Origin of the sequence: Xanthomonas sacchari, assembly GCF_040529065.1 — a bacterium.
Classification (GTDB): Bacteria; Pseudomonadota; Gammaproteobacteria; order Xanthomonadales; family Xanthomonadaceae; genus Xanthomonas_A; species Xanthomonas_A sacchari.
On sequence record NZ_CP132343.1, the window covers coordinates 1,918,536 to 1,943,957 of the forward strand.

17 protein-coding genes are annotated in these 25,422 nt (G+C 68.7%); 3 read left to right on the forward strand and 14 right to left on the reverse strand.

What is annotated here, in order from left to right:
• Positions 1 to 417: 417 nt before the first annotated feature.
• Positions 418 to 1,389 carry an IS110 family transposase gene (locus RAB71_RS08090; protein WP_353940057.1) on the forward strand — a complete coding sequence of 324 codons (972 nt, stop codon included), beginning with the start codon at positions 418 to 420 and terminating at the stop codon, positions 1,387 to 1,389.
• Positions 1,390 to 1,432: 43 nt separating this feature from the next.
• Here RAB71_RS08090 and RAB71_RS08095 read toward each other — a convergent pair whose 3' ends face one another.
• On the reverse strand, positions 1,433 to 3,415 hold the full coding sequence (locus tag RAB71_RS08095) for a glycoside hydrolase family 127 protein (RefSeq protein WP_010341216.1): 1,983 nt from the start codon (positions 3,413 to 3,415) through the stop codon (positions 1,433 to 1,435).
• A gap of 29 nt (positions 3,416 to 3,444) precedes the next feature.
• Positions 3,445 to 4,848: an MFS transporter gene (locus tag RAB71_RS08100; RefSeq protein WP_010341215.1), complete on the reverse strand. Its 1,404-nt coding sequence runs from the start codon at positions 4,846 to 4,848 to the stop codon at positions 3,445 to 3,447.
• Between the two features lie 188 nt (positions 4,849 to 5,036).
• On the opposite strand from RAB71_RS08100, the gene RAB71_RS08105 reads away from it, so the two are divergent.
• Complete coding sequence (locus RAB71_RS08105; RefSeq protein WP_010341214.1) at positions 5,037 to 5,855, forward strand: AraC family transcriptional regulator; 819 nt, start codon at positions 5,037 to 5,039, stop codon at positions 5,853 to 5,855.
• A 236-nt stretch (positions 5,856 to 6,091) separates the two neighbouring features.
• On the opposite strand, the gene RAB71_RS08110 is transcribed toward RAB71_RS08105, so the two are convergent.
• The 11 genes from RAB71_RS08110 to RAB71_RS08160 form a co-directional block, all read right to left on the reverse strand.
• Positions 6,092 to 7,168: a chemotaxis response regulator protein-glutamate methylesterase gene (locus RAB71_RS08110; RefSeq protein WP_010341213.1), complete on the reverse strand. Its 1,077-nt coding sequence runs from the start codon at positions 7,166 to 7,168 to the stop codon at positions 6,092 to 6,094.
• 28 nt (positions 7,169 to 7,196) lie between these two features.
• Positions 7,197 to 8,003 carry a protein-glutamate O-methyltransferase CheR gene (locus RAB71_RS08115; RefSeq protein WP_010341212.1) on the reverse strand — a complete coding sequence of 269 codons (807 nt, stop codon included), beginning with the start codon at positions 8,001 to 8,003 and terminating at the stop codon, positions 7,197 to 7,199.
• 12 nt (positions 8,004 to 8,015) lie between these two features.
• Complete coding sequence (locus RAB71_RS08120; RefSeq protein ID WP_010341211.1) at positions 8,016 to 9,287, reverse strand: EAL domain-containing response regulator; 1,272 nt, start codon at positions 9,285 to 9,287, stop codon at positions 8,016 to 8,018.
• 49 nt (positions 9,288 to 9,336) lie between these two features.
• Positions 9,337 to 9,870 carry a chemotaxis protein CheW gene (locus tag RAB71_RS08125; RefSeq protein WP_026143817.1) on the reverse strand — a complete coding sequence of 178 codons (534 nt, stop codon included), beginning with the start codon at positions 9,868 to 9,870 and terminating at the stop codon, positions 9,337 to 9,339.
• A 9-nt stretch (positions 9,871 to 9,879) separates the two neighbouring features.
• On the reverse strand, positions 9,880 to 11,796 hold the full coding sequence (locus RAB71_RS08130; protein ID WP_010341209.1) for a methyl-accepting chemotaxis protein: 1,917 nt from the start codon (positions 11,794 to 11,796) through the stop codon (positions 9,880 to 9,882).
• 48 nt (positions 11,797 to 11,844) lie between these two features.
• Positions 11,845 to 13,842, reverse strand: coding sequence for a methyl-accepting chemotaxis protein (locus RAB71_RS08135; protein ID WP_010341208.1), 1,998 nt, complete (start codon positions 13,840 to 13,842; stop codon positions 11,845 to 11,847).
• Between the two features lie 58 nt (positions 13,843 to 13,900).
• Entirely contained in the window at positions 13,901 to 16,039 is a 2,139-nt protein-coding gene (locus tag RAB71_RS08140) for a methyl-accepting chemotaxis protein (protein WP_104609591.1), read from the reverse strand.
• 57 nt (positions 16,040 to 16,096) lie between these two features.
• A complete protein-coding gene (locus tag RAB71_RS08145) occupies positions 16,097 to 18,172 on the reverse strand; it encodes a chemotaxis protein CheA (protein ID WP_104609590.1) in 2,076 nt (691 codons plus the stop codon).
• A gap of 13 nt (positions 18,173 to 18,185) precedes the next feature.
• Positions 18,186 to 18,506: a lipid asymmetry maintenance protein MlaB gene (locus RAB71_RS08150; protein ID WP_010343460.1), complete on the reverse strand. Its 321-nt coding sequence runs from the start codon at positions 18,504 to 18,506 to the stop codon at positions 18,186 to 18,188.
• 425 nt (positions 18,507 to 18,931) lie between these two features.
• Complete coding sequence (mfd, locus tag RAB71_RS08155; protein WP_010343462.1) at positions 18,932 to 22,600, reverse strand: transcription-repair coupling factor; 3,669 nt, start codon at positions 22,598 to 22,600, stop codon at positions 18,932 to 18,934.
• 118 nt (positions 22,601 to 22,718) lie between these two features.
• Positions 22,719 to 23,261 (reverse strand): GNAT family N-acetyltransferase, encoded by a 543-nt coding sequence (locus tag RAB71_RS08160; RefSeq protein ID WP_010343463.1) that lies wholly within the window; start codon positions 23,259 to 23,261, stop codon positions 22,719 to 22,721.
• A 132-nt stretch (positions 23,262 to 23,393) separates the two neighbouring features.
• On the opposite strand from RAB71_RS08160, the gene RAB71_RS08165 reads away from it, so the two are divergent.
• Positions 23,394 to 24,356: a YwqG family protein gene (locus RAB71_RS08165; protein WP_010343464.1), complete on the forward strand. Its 963-nt coding sequence runs from the start codon at positions 23,394 to 23,396 to the stop codon at positions 24,354 to 24,356.
• Between the two features lie 27 nt (positions 24,357 to 24,383).
• On the opposite strand, the gene rlmJ is transcribed toward RAB71_RS08165, so the two are convergent.
• On the reverse strand, positions 24,384 to 25,241 hold the full coding sequence (gene rlmJ, locus RAB71_RS08170; RefSeq protein ID WP_010343465.1) for a 23S rRNA (adenine(2030)-N(6))-methyltransferase RlmJ: 858 nt from the start codon (positions 25,239 to 25,241) through the stop codon (positions 24,384 to 24,386).
• Positions 25,242 to 25,422: the final 181 nt, after the last annotated feature.

Genomic DNA, 25,422 nt, shown 5'->3' on the forward strand with positions numbered 1-25,422 from the left:
TGGCCGTTGCGACGTGGCTCGTGGGGCGCCGCAGTGCAGGCATCGCTTCGTTGACCTGTTTCCGCAACGATCAACCCGGATGCAGCTTGCCTGGTAGGAGCGGCTCTTGTCCCCTTTTTGCGGGATCGGCCGCGACGTGCGCGATAACGCCCGTCGCGGCTAAAGCCGCTCCTTGTATCTGGACATGTCGCCCCTAAACAGGCGTCATGTCTTCCGACTGATCATCGGAGGAGGTGTGGGAGGCCCAGTCGCTCCTAAAGCTTCGAGCTTGCATCGTAGATCGGCTCCGCCCTCCACATGCTGGCCCTTGTGTGTCCGAACGGTATCCAGAGTCCGCTCCCGGGCGTGAACTCGCATCGACAAGGCAGGACCGGGCCCAGCGCCGATCATGACCCTGACACGATGGAGGAATCGCGTATGTCTCCCGTCATCGGCATCGACGTCGCCAAACGCAGTTTCGATGCGGCCATCGATCTGACCAATGGCAAGCACCGTACCAAGGCCAAGTTGTCCAACGATGCCAAGGGCTTCCAGGCCCTGCAGGCATGGCTGCAGACGCATGCGCAGCCCGATAGCTGGATCGCCATGGAGGCCACCGGCACCTATCACCAGGCGCTGGCCGAGTTCCTCCACGCACGAGGCTATCAGGTGTGCGTGCTCAACCCTGCGCAGACGGCCGCGTACGCACGCAGCCAGCTCAGCCGGGTCAAGACCGATCGCAGCGATGCCAAGCTGATCGCCAGTTATGCCCTGCGTCACCGCGAGCAGTTACGCCGTTGGCACCCTGATCCGCCGGCGCTCAAGCAGCTCAAAGCGCTGGTGCGCCGGCGCCAGGATCTGCAACAGATGCTGCAGATGGAGCGCAACCGGCTGGACGTCGCTCCGGCCCAGGTGAAGGACTCGATCCAGGTCCATTTGGCCGATCTGCAACACCACATCGCCCAGATCGAGCAGGCCATCGATGACCACATCGACCAGGATCCGACCTTGCGTGGGCAGCGCGAGCTGCTGGTGAGCATCCAGGGGATTGCCGACACCAGCGCGGCCTTGATGCTGGCCGAGCTTGGCGATGTGAGGCGCTTCGCCGATGCCGCGGCGGTGACCGCCTTCGCGGGCCTGAATCCGTGCCTGCAGCAGTCGGGCGACCGCAAAGGCCACGTCTGCATCTCGCGCACCGGCTCGCCCCGCCTGCGTGCGGGCCTGTTCATGCCGGCCCTGGTGGCCATGACCCACAACCCGATCATCCGGACGCTGAAACAGCGGCTGAGCGAACGCGGCAAAGCCGGCAAGCAGATCGTGTGCGCCGCCATGCGCAAGCTCCTGCACCTGGCCTACGGGGTTCTCAAATCGGGTACGGCGTTCGATCCGAAAAGGGGACTTGCCTGCTAGGGGGTAAGACGGTATCTACAGGATGTGTGCCGCAGCATTGCCTTCAACCGTCGCTGGCGTCCACCCACACCCGCATCTCGCCCTCGCCGCGGTTGGCCCAGGCGAAGTAGGGCACGAAGGTCAGGGTCTGCGGCTGCCGCGCCGGCGGCGGCGCGTCGTAGCGGTACAGCGGCGCGGCTGCGTCGACATCGCCATGCAGGCGTTCGCCGGTGGCCTGCAGCAGCACCTGGCCGTCCAGCGCGCCGCTGCCGGGCACGGCCTGCAGCGCCGCGCTGGCGGGCAGGCGCAGCTGATGCAGGTCGGCGCCGTTGTCGGCCTGCTCCAGGCAGTACACCAGCGGCCCGCGCTGCACCGCGACCTTGCCGGCCAGGTGACGCACTCGCGGATGCCCGCTGACCCGCATCGGTGGCATCGGCAGGCGCAGTTGCAGGGTGTCGCCGGACTGCCAGCGCCGGCGCAGCACGCAGTAGCCATGCTGGCGGTGCGCCTCGATCGCAACCGGCTCGCCGTTGAGCAGCAACTGCGGCGCCTGGCACCAGTCCGGCAGGCGCAGCGCCAGCGCCGCGTCCATCGGGGCGCTGCACGCCACGTCGAAGTCGATCGTGTCCTGCCACGGGTACTCGCCGCGCTGGCGCAGGGTCAGGATCTGCCCGCCGACCTCGAACCGCGCGTCGCTGCCGACGTAGAGGTTCACGTACAGGGTGTCGTCGTGGCGGGTGTAGAGGTAGTGGCCCAGCGAGGTCAGCACGCGGGCGATGTTGGGCGGGCAGCAGGCGCAGCCGAACCAGCGTTGGCGCACGGGCTTCACATGATCGAAAGTGTGGTTGCCGTGCAAGGTGGGCGGGTGCACTTCCAGCGGATTGACGTAGAAGAAGTGCCGTCCGTCCAGGGCCATGCCGCCCAGCACGGTGTTGTACAGCGCGCGTTCCATCACGTCGGCGTAGCGGCCGTCCGGTGCCAACTGCAGCATGCGGTTGGCGAACATCATCAGCCCGATCGAGGCGCAGCTCTCGTTGTAGGCGGTGTCGTTGGGCAGGTCGTAGTCGACGCTGAAGGCCTCGCCGTAGCTCTGTGCGCCGATCGCGCCGGTCAGATACATCTGCCGCTGCGTGGCGTTGTCCCACAGCCGCGCGCAGGCCGCACGCAGGGTGGCGTCGCCGCTGTGCCGGGCCAGGTGCGCCACGCCGGCGTACAGGTAGACGAAGCGCACGGCATGGCCGACGGCGGTGTCCTGCAGTGCCACCGGCAGGTGCGCCTGGCTGTAGGCCTTGTCCTGGATCATCCAGGCCGGGCCATGCCCGCCCCAGAAAAAGGTGTGGCCGCGCCTGGCGTACTCCTCGTCGTAGTAGTGCGGCGTGGTGCCGCGCTGTTCGACGAAGTAGCGCGCCAGCGCCAGGTAGCGCGCCTCGCCGGTGGCCTCGTACAGGCGCATCAGCGCCAGTTCGATCTCCGGATGTCCCGGGTAGCCGTGCAACTGCGTCGGGCCGGGGCCGAAGGTGGCGTCGATGTGGTCGGCGAGCCGGCACACGATGTCGAGCAGGGCGCGCTTGCCGGTGGCCTGGTAGTAGGCCACGCCGGCCTCGATCATGTGCCCGGCGCAGTACAGCTCGTGGCACTCGGCCAGGTTGGTCCAGCGCTCCTGCGGCGCCTTCACCGTGAAATAGGTGTTGAGATAGCCGTCGGCCTGCTGCGCGGCGCCGATCAGTTCGATGGTGGCGTCGGCATCGCGCTCCAGCGCCGGGTCGGGATGCTGCGCCAGCAGGTAGGCCACCGCTTCCAGCCACTTGGCCACGTCGCTGTCCTGGAACACCATGCCGTAGAACGTGCCGTCGCTGCGGCCGGCGGCGATGCGGAAGTTCTCGATGGCGTGGCTGGGTTCGGCATCGGCGACGTTGTCGTTGAGCGCATCCCACTGGTAGGGCAGCACCACCTCCTGCACCAGGCGCTGGTAGCGCTGCCAGAACGGATCGGCGATGCGCAGGTGGGCGAGCGGCAGTTCCGGGGACGGCACGGGCGAATGCGGCATGGAGCGGAGATCCTGAAGAGTGGGGAAGGTCAGTGCACCGGGCGTGCGGCCAGGTCGTCGGCGATGCTCGCCAGCAGCGGCCGGCGCAGCCGGCAGCGCAGGATCACCGCCGCCAGCAGCAGGTGCAGGCCGGCGGGGATCAGGGTTTCCAGCAGGGTGATGGCCTGCAGCGAGGCGGGGCTCTGCTGCGCGGCGCCGGCGCGGTAGCCGGCGTAGACGAACAGAGCGCTGATCACCACCGCGCTCGAGGCCCAGGCCAGCTTGATGCAGAACAGGTTGAAGGCGAAGTTGATGCCGGAGGAGCGCACCCGGTTCTTCCAGGCGCCGTAGTCGTCGGCGAAGGCCATCAGCGAGAAGTGCAGCGGCAGCGCGAAGCCCAGCACCAGGCAATGCACGAAGATCACGCCCAGCCACAGGGTCTGCTGCGCCGGCCCGGTGGGCAGCCACCATTGCGCCACGCCGAACGCGGCCAGCGCCAGGTTGGTGTGCAGGTACAGCGCCAGCGGGTCGAAGCGGCGGCACAGCGCGTTGACCACGATCGCGCCGAGCACCGTGGCCAGCGCCACCATCGCGAAGAACAGCGAGGCGTAGCCGCTGCTGCCGCCGAGCACGTAGGTGATGAAGTACAGATAGGCGCCGCCGCGGATGTTGTAGACGTTGATCAGCAGGAACGACATCAGCAGCACCAGCCGCAGCTGGTCGTTGCGCAGCAGGCCGCGCAGGTGTTCGGCGATGCCGGCGCCGCCGAGCAGGCTGACCGGCACGCGCTCGCGCACGGCGAAGAAACAGCACAGGAACATCGCCACCGCCAGCGCCGCCAGCACGCACACGCCGAGCTGGTAGCCGCGCGCGGCGTCGCCGTTGCCCAGTTCCCGCACCAGCCACGGCAGCCCGACCGACACCAGGAAGCCGGCGATGCCGCACAGCACGAAGCGCCAGGATTGCGCCGAGACCACGTCGCGGTGGTCGCCGGTCATGCTGTTGATCAGCGCGCAGTAGGGCACGTTGATCGCGGTGTAGCACAGCGACAGCAGGAAATAGCTGGCGAAGGCGTAGGCGATCTTGGCACCGGCGCTCAGTTGCGGCGCGCTGAAGGTCAGCACGCAGGCGATGCCGATCGGCAGGGCGACCCACAGTTGCCAGGCACGGAAGCGGCCCCAGCGGCTGCGGGTGCGGTCGGCGATCAGGCCCATCACCGGGTCGGACACCGCGTCGGCCACGCGCAGCACGGTGAACAGGGTGCCGACCACCGCCGGAGTCAGGCCGAACACGTCGGTGTAGAAGAAGGTGAGGAAATTGGCGATCAGGCAGGTGACCACCGTGCCGCCGGCATCGCCGAGGCCGTAGCCGAACTTTTCCAGGCGCGACAGCCGCGGCGTGGTCGCGGCCGGCGCGGCGTCTGCGGCGGCATGGCCGATGGCGGTCGCAGTCAACGGGGCGGCTCCTGGCGCGCGCGGTCCGGCGCCAGCGCAAAGTCGCACGGCCGCGTAACCGCGACAAGAGTCTGTGCGGTATAAAACCGGTACGATTCCGACCATGGTCGCCGGGCTGCGCGCGCGTGGTGACGTTCATTGGATTGCTGCAGTGCAGCGTGCTGCGCGCACGGGGAGACGTTTCCGACATGCTTGAATTGACCGTCGCCTACCCGATCCGGGTCCAGAACGGGGGCCTGTTCATTTCCCGCGGGGTGGGCGCGCACCCGGCGCGGGTGATCCAGTCCTACGAGTTGATCTTCGTCGAGCGCGGCATGCTGTCGATTCGCGAACAGGACAGCGACTTCCACGTCGGCCCCGGCGAGACGCTGCTGCTGTGGCCTGGCCGTGCGCATGCCGGCCTGGGCCAGTTCCCGGACGACCTGCGCTTCTATTGGGTGCATTTCGAACTGGAACCGGGCGCGGCGCAGGCGGACAACGCGGTGGCGCTGTCGATGCCGCAGCGCACCGCGATCCGCGATCCGGAGCGTTTCGTCGGCCTGTTCCGCTGGTTCCTGGCCGAGCAGGAGGAACGGCGCACGCTGCCGATGCTGGAGCCGATCGTGCTGTCGATGCTGCAATGCGTGGCCGGCGCCTGGCCGGATCCGCACGACTCCGAGCGCGCGGGCGTGGCGCTGGCGTACCGCGCCAAGCAACTGATCGGCACGCAGTTCCATACCGCGCTTACCGCCTCGTCGCTGGCTGCGCAACTGCACTGCAATCCGGATTATCTGGGCCGCATCTACCGGCGCAGCTTCGGCACCACGCTGACCGAGGCGATCCACCGCCAGCGCATCGCCTTCGCCGAGAAGCTGCTGCTGGTCAACACTTGCGCGGTCGACGATGTCGCGCAGCGCGCCGGCTTCAGCGACAGCGGCTACTTCCGACGCGTGTTCCGCCAGCGCCTGGGGATGACCCCCAGCGCCTACCGGCGCCTGTACTGCAAGGAGCACATCAATTCGGGGTGAGGGTGTTGCGGATCTGAGGCGCACGCCGCGCATTTTGATTGCAGGTGCGCGCGTATCGCTTGGCTGTGCTGTAGGAGCGGCTTCAGCCGCGACGCGCTTTCATGGGGACGCTTCGTCGCGGCTGAAGCCGCTCCTACGATAAAGGCGGCTTTCGGCTCTAACGCAGGGCTTTCATGGAAAGGCCCGGTCGCGGCTGAAGCCGCGCCTACGGTTCGGGCAACGCCGCGTCGGCTGCGCTAGCTCAGCTGCTGGCCGATCTCGCGCGCCATCGCGCTTAGTGGCAGGATCTTTTCGGCGCCGCCGCGCTTGATCGCTTCCTTGGGCATGCCGAAGACGACGCTGCTGTGTTCGTCCTGGGCCACGGTGCGCGCGCCGGCCTGGCGCATTTCCAGCAGGCCCACCGCGCCATCGTCGCCCATGCCGGTCATGATGATGCCCAGCGCGTTGCCGCCGGCGGCGCGCGCGGCGGAACGGAACAACACGTCCACCGACGGCCGGTGCCGGTTCACCGGCGGCCCGTCCAGCACCTCGACGAAATACTGCGCGCCGCTGCGACGCAGCAGCATGTGCTTGCCGCCCGGCGCGATCAGCGCGCGTCCCGGCACCACGCGGTCGTTGTTGGCCGCTTCCTTCACCGAGATCTGGCACAGCGTGTCCAGGCGCGCGGCGAAGGCGGCGGTGAACTTCTCCGGCATGTGCTGGACGATGACGATGCCGGGGCTGACCCGCGGCAGCGCGGTCAGCACTTCCTCCAGCGCCTGGGTGCCGCCGGTGGAAGTGCCGATCGCCACCACCCGTTCGGTGGTCTGCGACAGCGGGCGATTGCCCTGTGCCGGCAGGATCACGTCGGCGGTGTGCTTGATCTCCGGCTCCGCCGGCGCCGGTGCCGCACGCACCGACAGGCGCTTGACGTTGGCGCGCGCGGCGCTTTTCACCGTGGCGATCATTTCCTCGGCCGAATCGGTGAGGAACTGCTTGAGGCCGAGCTTGGGCTTGGTCACCACCGCCACCGCGCCGGCGGCCAGCGCGTCCATGGTCACCCGCGCGCCCTTCTCGGTGAGCGTGGAGCAGATCACCACCGGGGTCGGGCGCTCGCTCATGATCTTGCGCAGGAAGGTGATGCCGTCCATCTTCGGCATCTCCACGTCGAGCACGATCACGTCCGGCCATTGCTGGCGCATCTTGTCCATCGCCAGCAGCGGGTCGGCCGCGGCGGCGATGACCTCGATGCCGGGCGCGTCGTTGAGCACGGCGACCAGCACCTGGCGCACCACCGCCGAATCGTCGATCACCATGGCCTTGATCGTGGTCATGCGGGGTTCCCTCCTGGCACGTCGGCCTTCATGGTTTGCGGTACACCGACGGCGCGATCTGCACCACGTCGCCGTTGACGTCGTTGAGACTCTCGGAGTGGCCGATGCAGAAGATGCCGCCGCGCTTGAGCGTGCCGAGCACCCGCGCCACCACTTCGCGCTTGGTCTGGCCGTTGAAGTAGATCATCACGTTGCGCAGGAACACCACATCGAACTGGCCCAGGTTGGGCAGCGTCGCGTTGAGGTTGGCGTGCAGGAAGCGCACGTGGTCGCGGATGCGGCGATCGATCAGCATGCTGCCTTCGTACTCGCCGCGGCCCTTGAGGCAGTAGCGCTTGAGCATGGCCGGCGGCATGTGCTCGATGCGCAGCAGCGGGTAGTGGCCGGTGCGCGCCTTGGCCAGCACGCGCGTGCTGATGTCGGTGCCGACCACTTCGTACGGGCGTCCCTGCAGGGTGTCGTCCAGCACCATGGCCATGCTGTAGGCCTCCTCGCCGCTGGAACTGGCCGCGCTCCAGCAGCGGAACGGCGCGCTGCCGGTATGCGCGGCGGCGACGCTGCGCAGCAGGTCGAAGTGCTTGGGCTCGCGGAAGAAGTAGGTTTCGTTGGTGGTCAGCAGGTCGATCGCGGTCTGCACCTCGCCGCTGCCTTCGCGGCTTTCCAGCAGCTTGAGGTACTGGGTGTAGGTCTGCAGCGAATGCGCCTTCAGGCGCTTGCCCAGGCGCCCGCACAGCATGGCCTTCTTGGCCGGCGAGATGGTGATGCCGGCGGCGTCGAAGATGAAACGCTGGAACCGGCCGAATTCCTGCTCGGTGATGGTGTCGTGGCTGGTCATGGATGTGGCCGGTCAGTGGGTGGAGGCAGCAGCGGGGGCGCTGGCGTTGCCGGTGGGGCCGTGCTCCTGCAGCAGGCGCTGGTGCTCCAGCAGCCAGGCGTGCAGCGCGCCGCCCCCCAGCGGGCGCGCCAGCAGGTAGCCCTGGCCGAAGTCGCAGCCCAGCTCCTGCAGCAGGGTCCAGTCCTCCACCGTCTCGATGCCCTCGGCGACGGTGCTCAGGCCCAGCCGCTGTGCCATGCCCAGTGCCGATTCCAGAACCGTGCGCAGATTGCGGCTGCGGTGCGCGTCGTGGACGAAGATGCGGTCGATCTTCAACTCGGTGAAGGGAATGCGGGTGAGTTGCTGCAGCGAGGAGAAGCCGGTGCCGTAGTCGTCCAGCGACAGGCCGAAGCCCTGCAGCCGCAGCCGCGCCAGCATGCCCAGCGCGCTGCCGCACACCAGCGAGCTTTCGGTGATTTCCAGCACAAGGTCGGACGGCGCCAGGCCATGCTTGCGCAGCAGTCCCAGCAGTTCGTCGAGCAGGTTCGGGTCCTGCAGCATGCTCGGCGACAGATTCAAGGCAAGGGTCAGTTGGAACCCGTCCTGCTTCCAGGCAGCCAACCGCGCCAGCGCCTGGTCGGCGACGCAGGCGGTGAGCGCATGGATCAGGCCTTCGCGCTCGGCCACGGCGATGAAGCGGTCCGGCGCGATCGGCCCGGCGCTGGGATGGCGCCAGCGCGCCAGCGCTTCCACGCCACCGACCCGGCCGCTGCGCATGTCCACCTTGGGCTGGTAGGCGACCTCGATCTCGCCGCGCTGCAGTGCCTCGCGCAGCATCGCCGCCATGGTCGCCTCGCCCGGCGCTTCGGCCTCGTTCCGCGGCGCCGGCGTCGGCGGCGCATGGGCGCGCAGCGCGGCCGCGATCTGGGCGGCGCGCAGTGGCTTCTCCAGGCCCGCCAGCACCTGCAGGCCGTTGCTGCGGCCGACCTGCAGCACCGAGTCGATCAGGGCCGCACCACGCTGCGAGGCGACCACGATCGGCACGCGCACGTCGCTGCGGGCCAGCGCCTCGAGCAACTGCACGCCGTCCATGCCGGGCATTTCCAGGTCCACGATCAGCAGCCCCAGCGGCGAACCCTCGGTCACCCGTGCCAGCGCCGCATGGCCGTCGGCCGCGCCTTCCACCGCTACGGCGCCCATCCGCAGGCACAGGGCCAGCGCGTGTTCGCGCTGGACCTGGCTGTCGTCGACCACCAGGACCGTGCCGAAGTGGTGCAGGGCGGCGGTGTCGGGGGGCGTGGGCATGCGAAATCCGTTTCGAGAGAGAGGCAGGGTGCTGCGCGGCCAAGGCCGCTCAGGCGGCGATGCCTTCTTCCAGGTGGGCGTCGAGGGCGGTCATGCTGGCGAACTCCTGGGGCGCCAGCACCGCATCGGCGGCGAGCAGGATGACGAAGCGCTCGCCGACCTTGCCCATGCCGTGGATGAAATCGCGGCGGATGCCGGTGCCGAACGCCGGCGGCGGGGCGATGTCGGCGGTGGCGATCTCCAGCACCTCGCTGACCGCGTCCACCAGCAGGCCAAGCACCTGGCGCTCCTCGCCGCTGGCGACCTCGATGATGACGATGCAGGTGCGCTTGCTGATCTCGCTGGGCGCGCGGCCGAAGCGTTGCTGCAGATCCACCACCGGCACCACCGCGCCACGCAGGTTGATCACCCCACGCAGCGCGGGCGGCATCATCGGCACGTCGGTCGGCGTGCGGTACTCGATGATCTCCTTGATGCCGAGAATGCCGACGCCGAACATTTCCTTGCCGAGCAGGAAAGTCAGGAACTGGTCCGTCGCCAGGTCGCCGGCATCGGAGGGTGAGAGCGAAGCGGGAGCGTTCATGGCCATGCCTCAGAAGGTTTCGAAGTGGGTTCCGTCCAGCGTGTCGGCCAGCACCAGCTTGCCGCCGGCCACGCGCGCGATCGGCTTGGCCCCGGCCTGCCCGCTGCGGCCGCGCGCCGCGGCCGGACGCCGCGTCGCGGTCCTGGATGCGGCTGCAACTTCCAGCTTGAAGAAACTCATCAGTTGCTGCAGCTGTTCGGCCTGCGCGCTCATTTCCTCGGCGGTGGCCGCCAGCTCCTCGGAGTTGGACGCGGCCTGCTGCGTGGTCTGGTTGAGCTGGCCGACTGCGGCATTGATCTGGCCGACGCCGGAGGTCTGTTCCTCGGAGGCGGCGGTGATCTCCTGCACCAGGTCGGAAGTGCGCTTGATCGACGGCACCATCTCGTCCAGCAGCTTGCCGGCGTTCTCGGCCAGCTCGACGCTGGAACTGGCCACATCGCCGATCTCCTGCGCGGCCACCTGGCTGCGCTCGGCCAGCTTGCGCACTTCCGCGGCGACCACGGCGAAACCCTTGCCGTGCTCGCCGGCACGGGCGGCCTCGATCGCCGCGTTCAGCGCCAGCAGGTTGGTCTGGTAGGCAATGTCGTCGATGATGCTGATCTTCTGCGCGATCTGCTTCATCGCCTGCACGGTCGCACGCACCGACTCGCCGCCGTCCAGCGCCTGGCTGGACGCCTTGCTGGCCATGCCGTCGGTGATCTTGGCGTTCTCGGTGTTCTGCGAGATCGAGGCGGTCATCTGCTCCAGCGAGGCGCTGGTCTCTTCCACGCCGGCGGCCTGTTCGCTGGCCGCCTGGCTCAGCGACTGCGCGGTGGCGCTGACTTCCTCCGAGGCGCTGGCCAGCGCCTCGGCATTGCTGTTGACCTCGCTGACCACCTGCGACAGGCGCGCGATGGTGTCGTTGACGTAGTTCTTCATTTCGGCGTAGGCGCCGTCGTAGGACTTGTCGATGCTGCGGGTCAGGTCGCCCTCGGCCAGGCCGCCCATCACCCGCACCACGTCCTGGATGCTGTCGCCGGTGGTGGTGGTCAACTCGTTCAGGCCCTGGCCCATGTCGCGCTGGAACCCGGACAGGCCGTCCAGGGCGATGCGCTCGGAGAAGTCGCCACGGTTGGCGGCCTGGACCACGCGGCGCTGGCCGTCGATCACCAGCTTCAGCCGCTCGACCATGGTCCGCATCGCATACAACGCGCTGCCCCTGTCGTTGGCGCGCACCGCCACCTCCAGGTTGAGGTCGCCCTGCGCCACCTTGTTGGCGATCTCGGCCACGTAGGCCGGCTCGCCGCCGAGCAGGCGCATCAGGCCGCGCACGATGAAGACCGAAATGCCGGCGCCCAGCAGCACGCACACCACGATCACGGCGATGATCCACTGGCGCGAGCTGGCATAGAGCACATCGCCCTCTGCGCTGGCGGCTTCGCCGCCCTTGGTGTTCAGCACGACCAGGCTGTCGAGAATGGTCGACGCGTCGTCGTACAGCTTGCGCTGGTCGCCGTTGAACAAGGCCAGCGCCTCGCTGGTCTTCAGCGTTCGCGACAGGTCGAGGACCTGCTTGTGCAGGGCCAGGTACTTGTCGAACTCGCCATTGAAGTTCGTATAGATGCCTTTTTCCTCATCCGAGGAAATGAGCTTGACGTAATGGTCGCGGTTACTCGCGTACTCGGCCAGGATCTGCTCCATCTGCTGGTCGAAGGCGCGCATTTCCTGCGGGTTCTCGGTGACCACGTGTTGCAGTTCGGCCACGCGCAGGTCGGACAGGTTGGTGTTCATCGCCTGCACGTAATGGATGCTGGGCATCCAGTTGGTGGCGATGTCGGTGGAGGCCTGGTTGACCTTGGCCAGCTTGTCCACCGTGAACACGCCCATGCCCACCATGAGCAGCAGGACGGCGGCGAAGCCGAGCCCGATTCTGGTAGCGATCTTCATTTGATTAAACACCGTGATCCCCCTGTTGGATGTACGGAAGTGTGGTTGTCAGAACGTGTCGAACTGCGCTTCGTCCGGCGCCGGCACCAACGCCAGGCCGGTCTCGCCAAAGCCGAAACTGCGTTTGCGCACCGGTGCCGACTTGCGCGCCAGGGCTTGCGGAGCGGCGGGGCGCCGCGGCGCCACCACCTGATTGGTACGGAAGAAGCTCATCAACTGCTGCAACTGCTCCGCCTGACCGCTCATTTCCTCGGCGGTGGCGGCCAGTTCCTCGGAGTTGGCCGCGGCCTGCTGGGTGGTCTGGTTGAGCTGGCCGACCGCGGCGTTGATCTGGCCGACGCCCGAGGTCTGTTCCTCGGAGGCGGCGGTGATTTCCTGCACCAGGTCGGAGGTGCGGCGGATCGAGGGCACCATCTGCTCCAGCAGCTTGCCGGCGTTCTCGGCCAGTTCCACGCTGGATTCGGCCACCTGGCCGATCTCCTGCGCGGCGACCTGGCTGCGCTCGGCCAGCTTGCGCACTTCCGCGGCGACCACCGCGAAGCCCTTGCCGTGTTCGCCGGCACGCGCGGCCTCGATCGCCGCGTTCAGCGCCAGCAGGTTGGTCTGGTAGGCGATGTCGTCGATGATGCCGATCTTCTGCGCGATCTGCTTCATCGCCACCACCGTCGAGCGCACCGCATCGCCGCCTTCGTTGGCTTCGCGTGCGGCCTTGGCGGCCATGCTGTCGGTGACCTTGGCGTTCTCGGTGTTCTGCGCGATTGAGGCGGTCATCTGCTCCAGCGACGCACTGGTTTCCTCCACGCCGGCGGCCTGTTCGCTGGCCGCCTGGCTCAGCGACTGCGCGGTGGCGCTGACCTGCTCGGAGGCGCTGGCCAGGGCGTCGGCGTTGATGTTGACCTCGCCGACCACCTGCGCGAGGCGCGCAACGGTGGCATTGATGCTGTCGCACAGTTCCTTCAGCTTGCCCTGGCACTGCACGTCCGCCACCCGGGTCAGGTCGCCGCCCTCGATCGCCTTGAGCACGGCGCCGACATCGTTGATCGGTCCGATCACCGTATCCAGGGTCAGGTTGATGCCATCGACGATGCGGCGGAAATCGCCATGGTGCAGGCTGCCGTCGGCGCGCACGTCCAGGCGGCCGGCCGCGGCCGCGTCGGCGAGCAGGCTGGTGTCGCGGATCAGCGCGCGCAGGTTGGCGCGCACTTGCTCAACGGTATCGTTGATGAACGCCTTCTTGCCCGGGAAGACGTCCAGCGGCGCGTCGAAGTTGCCGCGTCCGAACTCGGCGATGCAGGTCATCGCCTTCTTCTTGGTGGCGATGTGGTCGCCGACCATGCGGTTGATGCCGTCGGCCATGCTGCGGAAGTCGCCTTCGAAACGGTGGCTCTCGATCACCACGTCGATGTCGCCGGCGTCATGCTGCGCGGACATGTGCTGCATCTGCGCGATCAGCCCCTGCATGTTGCGGCGCACCTGCTCGATGATCTCGTTGATGAAGACCTTCTTGCCCGGGAACGTCTCCAGCGGCGCATCGAAATTGCCGCGGCCGAACTCGGCCACGCAGGCCAGCGCCTTCTTCTTGGTGGCGATGTGCTCGCCGACCATGCGGTTGATGCCCTCGGCGATGACCTTGAACTCGCCATCGAAGCGATGGGCGTCGATCATCACGTCGATGTCGCCGGCGTCGTGCTGTGCGGACATGCGCACGATCTCGTCGTTGATCTGGCGCACCCCGGTCTGCACCTGCCGCAGCGCCAGCAGCACCTCGCAGGCCTGGTCGTTGCGGATGGTCGGCATCACCACCTCGAAATTGCCGGTGGCGAAGCGCGCCAGGGTGGTGGTGGCGATCCGCAGCGAGCGGGTGATGGCGTGGACGGTATAGGCCAGCACCGCGGCGGCCAGCACCGTGGCGCCGATGCCCAGCGCCAGGGTTTGCCCGGGCCTCAAGCCGAGGGCGAACCCGCCCGCCGCAGCAGCCAATGGCAGCACGACGGCGATGGCCGAGCCGGTCCACAGCTTGGAGGACAGCGAGAGAGAGTTGGACATGCCATGGTACCTATGCGGGTGCGGAGAGGTCCCAGCCTGATCGGCCGGGACGGAGAGATCAGAACGAAACGAACGCCGCTTCTTCCAGGCGCGCGGCCTGGGCCGTGGCCGCCGGTCCGCCGAAGCTGCGGGCGCGTGGCGCACGCTGCATCGGCGACGGCAGGCGCCGCGGTTGCGGGGCCGGTGCCGACGTCGTGGCGGTGCTGGTGGTGAAGAAGCTCATGATGGTCTGCAGCTGTTCTGCCTGGCTGCTTACTTCTTCGGCCGTGGCGGCCAATTCTTCAGCGTTGGCAGCGGATTGCTGCGTTGTCTGGCTGAGCTGAACGACCGCGGCGTTGATCTGGCCGACGCCCGTGCTCTGTTCCTCGGAGGCGGCGGTGATTTCCTGCACCAGGTCGGAGGTGCGGCGGATCGACGGCTCCATCTCGCCGAGCAGGCGCCCGGTGGTCTCGGCCAGGTTCACGCTGGTGCTGGCGACGTCGCCGATCTCATGCGCAGCCACCTGGCTGCGCTCGGCCAGCTTGCGCACCTCGGCAGCGACCACGGCGAAGCCCTTGCCATGCTCGCCGGCGCGTGCGGCCTCGATCGCCGCGTTCAGCGCCAGCAGGTTGGTCTGGTAGGCGATGTCGTCGATGATGCCGATCTTGCGTGCGATCTCCTTCATCGCCGAGACGGTGGCGCGGACCGCCTCGCCGCTCTCGGCGGCCTCGCGCGAGGCCTTGGCGGCCATGCCGTCGGTGACCTTGGCGTTCTCCGCGTTCTGCGCGATGGAGCCGGTCATCTGCTCCAGCGAGGCGCTGGTCTCCTCCACGCCGGCGGCCTGCTCGCTGGCCGCCTGGCTCAGCGATTGCGCGGTGGACGACAGTTCTTCGGCGGCGCTGGCCAGGGTGACGGCGTTGCCGTTGACCTCGTTGACGATGCTGGTGAGCTTGTCGATGGTGGCGTTGACGTAGCGCTGCATGTCGGCGAAGGCGCCCTCGTAATGGCCCTGCACCTGGCGGCTGAGGTCGCCCTCGGCCATCGCGCCCATCACCTTGATCACGTCGCCGACGCTGCGCAGGTTGCCGCGGGTCTGTTCGATGATCTCGTTGATGAAGGCCTTCTTGCCGGGCAGTTGCGGCATCGGCGCGTCGAAATTGCCGCGGCCGAACTCGGCTACCACGCTCAGCGCCTGCTTCTTGACGGCGATGTGCGCGGCAACCATGCGGTTGATGGCCTTGCCGATCGCGCAGAACTGCCCGTCCAGGTGCGCGCAGTCGATCTGCACGTCGATGTCGCCCAGGTCGTGCTCCTCGGACATGCGTGCGATCTCGCCGATCAGGCGCCTGAAGTTGCCGCGCACCTGCTCGATGGTGTCGTTGATGAAGGCCTTCTTGCCCGGCAGCTGCGGCATGTCCGCGTCGAAGTTGCCGCGGCCGAACTCGGCGACCACGCCCATCGCCTGCTTCTTGACCGCGATGTGGCTGCCGACCATGCGGTTGATGCCGTCGGCCATGCTGCGGAAGTCGCCCTGGAAGTGCGCGCTGTCGATGCTGGCGTCGATCTCGCCGGCATCGTGCTCCTCGGCAACGCGGCGCATCTCGGCGATCAGGCCGAGCATGTTGCGCCGCACCTGCTCGATGGTGTCGTTGATGTAGGCCTTCTTGCCCGGCAACGCGGCCAGCGGCGCGGCGAAGTTGCCGCGGCCGAACTCGCCCACGCAGTCGATCGCCTGCTTGCAGACGCCGATGTGGGCGCCGACCAGCTGGTTGATATCGCCGGCCACGGTGCGGTAGGCGCCGCTGGACTGCGCGGCATCCAGCATCACGTCGCAGTCGCCGGCGGCGTGTGCGTGGGTCATGTGCGTGACGTCGGCCTGCAACTGCCGCAGCGGACGCTGCGCGGCGAGCAAGGCCTGGCCGATCTCGCTGCCGCCGGTGGCTGCGTCCACGCGGTCCAGTTCGCCCTGCGCCAGCGCCTGCAGACCGGTGCGGGCCAGCTCCAGCTCGCGCTGCGCGGCAGCGGCCGCCTGCTGTGCCGCGTGCACGCTGCGGCCCAGCAGCAGGCCGGCGACCAGCGTGGCCACGGCGACCAGGGTCCAGGCGAGGCCGCTGGCCAGCGGCAGCGCCAGCGCGGCGACAGCGGCGGCGGCGGGCAGGGCGACGGCGACGACGGCGGCCGTCGGCAGGGTGGTAAGGGGCGTCCGGTTCTGGGACATGGCGGCGATTCCTGGTTGATGGCGCGACGTAGGAATGACGGCGGGCGACGCGGCGGCTCAGGCCGCCAGCGATTCGGCGCCGGGTTGCAACTGGCCGAGCAGCGACGGCACGTCCAGTATCAACGCGACCCCACCGCTGCCGAGAATGCTGGAGCCACTGATGCCCTTGACCTGGGCGAAGACCTTGGAGAGCGGCTTGATCACGGTCTGCCACTCGCCGAGCAGGGTGTCGACCACCAGGCCGAACCGCTGCGCGCCCTGGCGGATCACCACGATGCTCTCGCGCGCCGGCGGCGCGCCGGCGATGGCGAACAGCGAGCGCAGGCGTACGTAGGGCAGCACGTTGCCGCGCAGGTCGATGTACTCGCTCTGGTAGTTCGGCGCGAACTCCACGCATTCCTCGACCACGTCCAGCGGCACCACGAACACCGACTTGCCGACCCCGACCTGAAAGCCGTTGATGATCGCCAGGGTCAGCGGCAGCCGCACCGAGATGGTGGTGCCGACGTCCTGCTGGCTGCTGATGTCCACGCTGCCGCGCAGCGCGGCGATGTTGCGCTTGACCACGTCCATGCCGACCCCGCGGCCGGACAGATTGGTGACCTTCTCGGCGGTGGAGAAGCCCGGCTCGAAGATCAGCGCGAACACTTCGCGGTCGGAGAGCTGGCGGCCGGGTTCGATCAGGCCGCGTTCCAACGCCTTGGCCAGGATCCGGTCGCGGTTGAGGCCGCCGCCGTCGTCGCTGATCTGGATGACGATGCTGCCGGAATCGTGGAAGGCGTTGAGGCGCACGGTGCCGCGCACCGGCTTGCCACGCGCCTGGCGCACCTCGGCCGGTTCGATGCCGTGATCCATGGCGTTGCGCACCAGGTGGGTCAGCGGATCGGCGATCTTCTCCACCACCGACTTGTCCAGCTCGGTGTCCTCGCCATTGACCACCAGCGCGATGTCCTTGCCCAACTCGCGGGCGACGTCGTGGACCACGCGGTGGAAGCGGCTGAAGGTGCCGCCGATCTTGACCATGCGCAGCTGCAGCGCGCTTTCGCGCACCTCTTCGACCAGCCCGGCCAGGATCGAGGTGGATTCCAGCAATTGCGCATCGCCGGTGCGCTGGGCGTTGGCGCCGGTGCTGGCGACGGCGATGATCAGTTCGCCGACCAGGTCGATCATGCGGTCCAGCTTGTCGGCGTCGACGCGGATCGAGCCGCCTTCGCCGCGCGCGCCCGCGGCCTTGGCCGGGCCGGCGCTGGCGGCAGTGGTGGCCGCTGCCGCCGGCGTGCTGGCCGCGGCGGGCGCGGCCGCAACCGGCGCGTCGGCGTTGTCGAACCCGGCGAAATCGTCGGCACTGGCCTGGCTGCCGGCCTCGGCCACCAGCAGCGGCAGATCCAGGTTGGCGGCGTCGCCCTGCGGGTCCACCGCCAGCACCTGCAGGTCGCAGTCGTCGCGCACGAATTCGAAGATGTCCTCGATCGCCGCCTGTTGCGCGTCGCTGCGCAGCAGGATGTCGAAGCCCAGGTAGCAGGCCTCCGGATCCAGGTCCGGCAACGCCGGCACGCGGTCGTGGCGGGTGCGTACCGCTTCCAGGCTGCCGAGGCTGCGCAGGCAGCGGATCAGGTGCAGCGGCGAGTTGCCGAAGCGCAGCGCATCGGTGAACAGCTGCAGCGAGATCCGCCAGTAGCCGGTGTGCGCGGGCGCGGCCGGCGCTGCCGCGGCGGCGCTCGCCTTGGCCGCCGGCGTGGCGGCGGGTTGCAGGTAGGTCTGCAGACGTTGCAGCAGCGGCGCGCCGTCGGCGGTGAGCGTGGCTTCGTCGGCCTTGCCGCCGGCCGCGGCTTCCACCAGCGCGCGGATGTGGTCGCAGCAGGCCAGCATCAGTTGGATCAGCTCCGAATCCAGAGCGACGGCATGCTCGCGCACCAGGTCCAGCACGCTCTCCACCACGTGGGTGAAGCCGACCAGTTGCGCCAGGTCGAACAGGCCGCCGGAGCCCTTGATGGTGTGGGCGGCGCGAAAGATCGCGTTGACCGCATCCGGACCGGCTTCGCCGCGCTCGGCTTCCAACAGATTGCGCTCCATGTCCTCGAGCAGGTCGCGGCTCTCGGCGATGAAGGTCTGCAGCAATTGATCCATGTTCATGTCGTGCTGCCGATTAGTGAAGGGTGTCGTCGCCGACGCGCTCGAACGCGTCGTCCAGGCCGAGCAGGGCCAGCGCATCGCCGACCGCGGTGCTGCAGCCCTCGAGCTGGAATGGGCGTCCCAGTGCGCGCAGTGCCGCCTGGGTGGCCAGCAGCAGCTGCACGCCGGTGGCGTCGATGTCGGTCACCTCCTGCAACTGCAGGCGCAACCCGCCGGGATGTTCCAGCGCGGGCAGCAGCAGCGGCTTGAGTTCGGCCGCGCGGCGGATGGTCATGTCGCCGTCCACGATCAGTTGCAGCGGCGGATCCTGTTCGTCGGGGGGCGTCGAGCGCATGGCGGGTCTCCGGCAGGGAAGTGGGAAAAGCCGGTGTCGCCGGCTTCGGTAAGAGCGATATCGGCGCGGACAGGAAATATTTAGAAATATTTAGCGCGCGTGAAGCATTTGTCTCCCACACCGCACGCGAGCCTGAGTGGTTCAGAACAACGCAAGATGCGCATCCCATAAAGACTTGGGCGCGGTGTGCTTCAAGGTCTGTTGCACGTGCCGTGCCAAACGCGACGGCGTGTGAAGACGTCAAAAAAGCCGCGCGACGCGTCGCCGTCGGTCTTCACGTGAAGACCGTTGCATTCGCGTGTTGCGAGTTGCAGGCGAGCCGTACGCCGCCGCATGTCGCGATGGCGTGTCTGCGCAAGACAGCTGCGGCCCCTGTACGGTGGCCGCTCGTGGGCGCAGTGCGGGCAGAGGGTCGCCCGCGTCGCTCAGCGTGGCGACAGCGCGGTCAGCAGGCCGCGCGCGGCATTGAAACGGTCGGCCGCTTCCGGCAGCGGCAGCTTGAGCTTCAGCTTGTCCGGGCCATCCATCGCGTACAGCTTGGGCTGCTTCTGGATCATCTGGATGATGGTCATCGGATCCACGTTGGGCTTGGCCTCGAACACCAGGCGCCCGCCGTGTTCGCCCAGTTCCAGCTTGCGGATGCCCAGCGCATTGGCCTGCAGCTTCAGTTCGGCGATCGCGAACAGGTGCTTCACCGGATCCGGCAGCAGGCCGAAGCGGTCGATCATCTCCACCTGCAGTTCGCGCAGGCCATCGCTGTCGCGGGCGCTGGAAATGCGCTTGTACAGGGTCAGGCGCGTATGCACGTCGGGCAGGTAGTCGTCGGGGATCAGGGCGGGCACATGCAGTTCCACTTCGGCGCCGCGCACTTCCTCGCCGGCGTCCAGGTCAGGCAGCTTGCCCTGGCGGATGCTGCGCACCGCGCGTTCCAGCAGTTCGGTGTACAGGCTGAAGCCGACCTCGGCCATCTGCCCGCTCTGGTCCTCGCCGAGCAGTTCGCCGGCGCCGCGGATTTCCAGGTCGTGGGTGGCGAGCGTGAAGCCGGCGCCCAGCTCGTCCATCGAGGCGATTGCATCCAGGCGCTTCTGCGCATCGGGGGTGATGCTGCGCCGGTCCGGTACCAGCAGGTAGGCGTAGGCGCGATGGTGTGAGCGGCCGACACGGCCGCGCAACTGGTGCAGCTGCGCCAGGCCGAAGCGGTCGGCGCGGTTGATGACGATGGTGTTGGCGTTGGGGATGTCGATGCCCGATTCGATGATCGTGGTCGACAGCAGCACGTTGAAGCGCTGCTTCTGGAAATCCAGCATCACCTTTTCCAGCTCGCGCTCGGGCATCTGCCCGTGGGCGATGCCGATGCGCGCCTCCGGCACCAGTTCGCTCAGCTCGCGCTGCATGCGGCCGATGCTCTCCACGTCGTTGTGCAAGAAGTACAGCTGGCCGCCGCGCGCCAGTTCGCGCTGGAAGGCCTCGCGCAGCAGCGCGTTGTCCCACTGGGTGACGAAGGTCTGCACCGCCAGCCGGTTCGGCGGCGGCGTGGCGATGATCGACAGGTCGCGCAGGCCGGCCATGGCCATGTTCAAGGTGCGCGGGATCGGCGTGGCGGTGAGGGTCAGCAGGTGCACGTTGGCGCGCAGCGCCTTCAGTGCTTCCTTCTGGCGCACACCGAAGCGCTGCTCCTCGTCGACGATGACCATGCCCAGGTCCTTGAACTTCACGTCCGGCTGCAGCAGGCGATGGGTGCCGACGATCACGTCGATGCTGCCGGCGGCGACCTTCTCCAGTTCGGCCTTGATCTCCTTGCTGCTCTTGAAGCGCGACAGCACCTCGACCTTGAGCGGGTAGTCGGCGAAGCGGTCGCGGAAGTTGCGGTAGTGCTGTTCGGCCAGCAGCGTGGTCGGCACCAGCACCGCCACCTGCTTGCCGGCGCTGGCCGCGGCGAAGGCCGCGCGCACCGCGACCTCGGTCTTGCCGAAGCCGACGTCGCCGCACACCACGCGGTCCATCGGCTGGCTGCTGGCCAAGTCGCGCAGGGTGGCGTCGATCGCGGCCAGCTGGTCGGGGGTTTCCTCGAACGGGAAGCCGGCGGCGAACGGCTCGTACATCGCCCGGTCCACCTGCAACGCCAGCCCGGCGCGGGCCTGGCGACGCGCCTGGATCTCCAGCAGCTCCGCGGCCACGTCGCGCACCTTCTCGGCGGCCTTGCGCTTGGCCTTGGTCCATTGCTCGCCGCCCAGCGAATGCAGCGGCGCGGTCTCGGCCGAGGCGCCGGAGTAGCGGCTGATCAGGTGCAACTGCGCGACCGGCACGTACAGCCGGTCGCCCTTGGCGTATTCGATTTCCAGGAACTCGCCGGGCATGCCGCCGGCATCGAGCACGATCAGCCCGCGGTAGCGGCCGACGCCATGGTCCTCGTGCACGATCGGCGCGCCCTCGGACAGCTCGCCCAGGTCGCGGATGATCGCTTCCGGCTCGCGTCCCACGCGGCGGCTGCGCCGCGGCTGGCTGGCGCGCTCGGGGAACAACTGGCGCTCGGTCAGCACCGCGATGCGCGGCTCCTCCAGCGCGAAGCCGTCGTCGAGCGGCGCCACGGCAATGGCGAAACGTGCAGCGATCGCGCCGGAGTCCAGCCCCTCTCCCTCCGGGAGAGGGGTTGGGGTGAGGGTACGACCGCTAGAGTTTTGTGTCTGCGCAGCTTTGGAAGCTGCCGCCGACCCGGCCTTCTTCGTTTCCGACCGCGCGAGCGCCGCACCCTCATCCGGCGCTTCGCGCCACCTTCTCCCGGTGGGAGAAGGAACAAATGCCGCGAAATTCGGCAGCACCTCCGGCTTCAACTCCGCGGCCGCCAACACTTCCAGCAGCGCCTCGCGGCGGCCCGGTGAATCGGCCGCGATCAGCACCCGGCCCGGGTAGTGATCGAGGAAGCTCTTCAGCGCCGCGCCTGGCGCAGCGTCCTTGGCCGCCACCGGCAGCGGCGGCAGCGGCTGGTCGCCCAGCGCCTGCGCCTCGTCGATGCGCGGGTGGTCGGCGGCCCACACGTCGATGCGCGGCAGCCCGTTGAGGCGTTCGCGCAGCGCGTCCGGCGCCTGGTACAGCTCTTCCGGCGCCAGCAGCGGGCGCTCCACGTCGTGGCGGCGTTGCTCGTAGCGGGCCTGGGTCTGCGCCCAGAACGCATCGGCGGCGGCGCCCACGCCCGGGGCGATCAACGGCAGCACGTGCTCGCCCAGGTAATCGAACAGGGTGGCGGTGGCCTCGCGCGCGCCGCTGCCACGGGTCTCCTGGAAGAACAGCGGCAGGTAGTACTCGATGCCCGACGGCGCCAGCCCGGCCTTCAGATCCTGGTACAGCGCGCTGCGCCGGGTGTCCACGTCGAAACGTTCGCGCAGCGCGGTCAACACCCGCTCCACGCTCGCATCGTCCATCGGCACTTCGCGCCCGGGCAGCATGCGCACCGCCTGCACATGGTCCAGCGAACGCTGCGACTCCGGGTCGAAGGCGCGGATCGAATCGATGTCCTCGTCCAGCAGTTCGATGCGCAACGGTGCGTCGGTGCCCATCGGGTACACGTCGAGCAGGCCGCCGCGCACGGCGAAATCGCCCGGGTCCATCACCTGCGGCACGTTGCGGTAGCCGGCGCTTTCCAGCCGCCGCTTCTCCGCATCCAGGTCCAGGCGCTGGCCCACGCGCAAGTCGAAACTGCCGCCGACGATGTAGCGCAGCGGCGCCACCCGCTGCATCAGCGTCTGCACCGGCACCACCACGATGCCCTGGGTCAGCGTCGGCAGCCGGTGCAGCGCGGCCAGGCGCTGGCTGACGATGTCCGGGTGCGGACTGAACTGGTCGTAGGGCAGGGTTTCCCAGTCCGGAAACGGCACCACCGGCAGGCTCGGATCGTCGCCGAGCAGGCTGTGCAGGTCGGCTTCGAGCTGATGCGCGCTCTGGTTGTCGCGTGCGACCACCAGCAACGGCCCGCGATGCGCGGACGCGGCGCAGGCGATGTGCCAGGCCAGTGCGGTGGAGGACGCGGGAGCGCGCCAGTGCGCGCGGAGCTGGCCGGACTTGGGCAGCGGCGGAACGGGGAAGGGAAGGGGCGGCATGGACCGTGGAGTTTAGCAAAGCCGGGTGCCGCGACCGGCGCGGCGCAACCCGGGAAACGCCGCGCGCCGGTTGGCTGCGCGGGCGGGAATGGCGGAGAGTGGTTCCGTGCGCGAGAACTCAGTTACCCAGTTCCAGCACCACCCGCACCAGGTCCGGATTGTCCGGATGCGGCATGCGCTGGAAGCCCAGCGACTCGGCCAGTTGCAGCATCGGCACGTTGCGTTCGAGCACGTCGCCGTAGAGCCGGTCCAGGTACTTGCGGCGCGCCCACTTGACCAGCTTGCGCATCAGCTGCCGGCCCAGTCCTTGCCCGGAGACGAAGCTGCTGACCAGGATCGCGTACTGCGCCTCGCGGGTGCCGGGGTTGATCGCCGCGCGCGCCACCGCGCCGACCACGGCCTCGCCCGGCGGCAGCGGCTCGGCCGCCACCAGGATCAGTTCCGACTTCGGATTGGGATGGGTGAGGCGTTGCGCCATGTCCTCGGTCAGTTCCTGCGTCGAATGCAGGAAGCGCTCGCGGATCTCGGTCGGCCCGAGCAGGCCGAAGGCACCCTGCAGCGGCGCGCTGTCCTCCGGCCGGATCGGCCGGATCAGCAATTCGCGTCCACTGGGCAGGGTGAAGGTTTCATGCCACGGAGGCATGCGGTTGCGGGTAGCCATGGCCGTATGATCCTCGACGAAGCCTGGATTCTCGCATTACCAAAACCTTACGCCCGTGAACGCAGCGTCCTGCCGATGTGCCGTTCGGGTGGTCTTGCTAGAGTGGCGCTTCGTTCAAGGGAATGCACGACGATGAAGACTTTGCATGCCGTGGCCGTCTCCGCGGCGATCGGGCTGGGCCTGGCCGCGCTGCTGGTGGGGCTGCTGGTGGGCGGTGGCAGGTGGCTGCTGCGCGCGCAGCTCCACGACACGCCGACCGCCACCACCGCCGCTCCAGTCGCCGATGCGGAGCAACTGGCGACGCAGGCATTGGCTCCTTACCAGGCGCGCCTGCAGGCCACGCGCCGGCCGGTGCTGCAGGTGCGACTGCAGCCGATGACGCAGGACGATCGCCTGGCCAGCAAGGTCGGCGGCCGCCCTTACTGGACCGCGGACAGGCCGTATCCGCACGCGGCCGACGGCCAGCCGCTGGCGCTGCTGGCGCAGATCAATCTGGCGCGAATGCCGCCGCTGCCCGGCTACCCGCGCCAGGGCATGCTGCAGTTCTTCATCGGCGGCGACGATTTCTACGGGGCCAACTTCGGTGGCGCGCGCAGCGACCTGGCCGCGCTGAGCGAACAACGCAATTTCCGCGTGGTGTACTGGCCGCAGCCGAAGGCGTCGGCGCGGCAGGCCGAGGTGCCGTTGTTGGCGGCCGACACGCTGCCGTTCGATCCGGCGCGGCCGCGGGCGATGCGGTTCGACGCAGGCGAGGAAACCATCGGCAGCAGCGATGTGCGCTTCGAGCAGGTGCTGGGCACGCCGCTGGAGCAGGTGGCCGCCGCCTACGCCAAGCGCCACGCGGTGTCGCAAGATGCGGTGGACGACGCGCTGTTCGATGCGCTGAGCCGTGGCGGCAACAAGCTCGGCGGCTACCCGGAGTTCACCCAGGAAGACCCGCGTACCCTGCAGGACAAGCAGGTCCTGCTGCTGCAGTTGGACAGCGACGAGGAGATGATGTGGGGCGACAGCGGCGTCGCCAATTTCTTCATCGATCCGGACGACCTGCGGCGCGGCGATTTCAGCCGGGTCGCCTATCACTGGGACTGCTTCTGAGCGCGCGCACGCCGCGGCGCCGGTACCTCACGCCTCGCGCTTGAGCCACTCCAGGCGCGTGCTGGCGCCGGCCTCGCCCAGGTGCGCCTTCAGTGGCGGCAGCGCCTGCGCCAGCGCCTGCTCGAACTGCCAGGGCGGATTGAGCAGCAGCATGCCGCTGCCGTTGAGCCGCAGCGGCGAATCGTCCGGGCGCACCTGCAGTTCGGCGACCAGCGCCGACGCCACCGGCAACGACGCGGCCTTGCGGAAGAACGGCTGCAGGCTGCGGCGCTGCTTGATCGGATACCACACCGCGCACACCGCCTGCGGCCAGCGGCTCAGGGTCTCGCGCAGCGCGGCCACGATCAGCGGGTACTCGGCGTCCTGCGCCTCGTAGGGCGGATCGATCAGCACCAGCCCGCGACCGATCCGGTTGGCCCCGGACTTCGGCGGCAGGAATGCCTTGATCGCCGCATAGCCATCGCCGGCGTGCACCTGCACGCGGCGGTCGTGGGCGAACAACGCCTTCAGTTCGGCGGCTTCCTCGGGCTGCAGCTCGCAGGCTGCCAGCCGGTCCTGCGTGCGCAGCGCCTGCGCCACCAGCAGCGGCGAGCCGGGATAGGCGACCAGCGCTCCTACGGGATTGTCGGCCTGCACTGCGCGCAGGTAGCGCTCCACCACCTCCGGCAGGGTCGGCTGGCCCATCAGCCGCAGCACGCCGGCGACCGCCTCGCCGGTCTTGCGCGCTTCGTTGGCCGCAAACAGGTAGCGGCCACGCCCGGCGTGGGTATCGAGCACGAAGAACGGGCTGTCCTTGCGCTTGAACGCATCGAGCAGCGCCAGCAGCACGATGTGCTTGAGGACGTCGGCATGGTTGCCGGCGTGGAAGGCGTGGCGGTAATTCATCCGCGCAGTGTACGGGGCGCCACGTCGGCCGGCCACGCCTGCCGCGATGCCGGGCAGGGCGTCTCCGCCGCCGCGGTACACTAGGCGGGCGGCCGCTCGCGGCCGCGGCGCTTTCCGGACCTGGGGCCGGACGGCGTGGACGATTGGGCCTGTGCACCCGGGCGCAGGCGTCGTCGCAGCG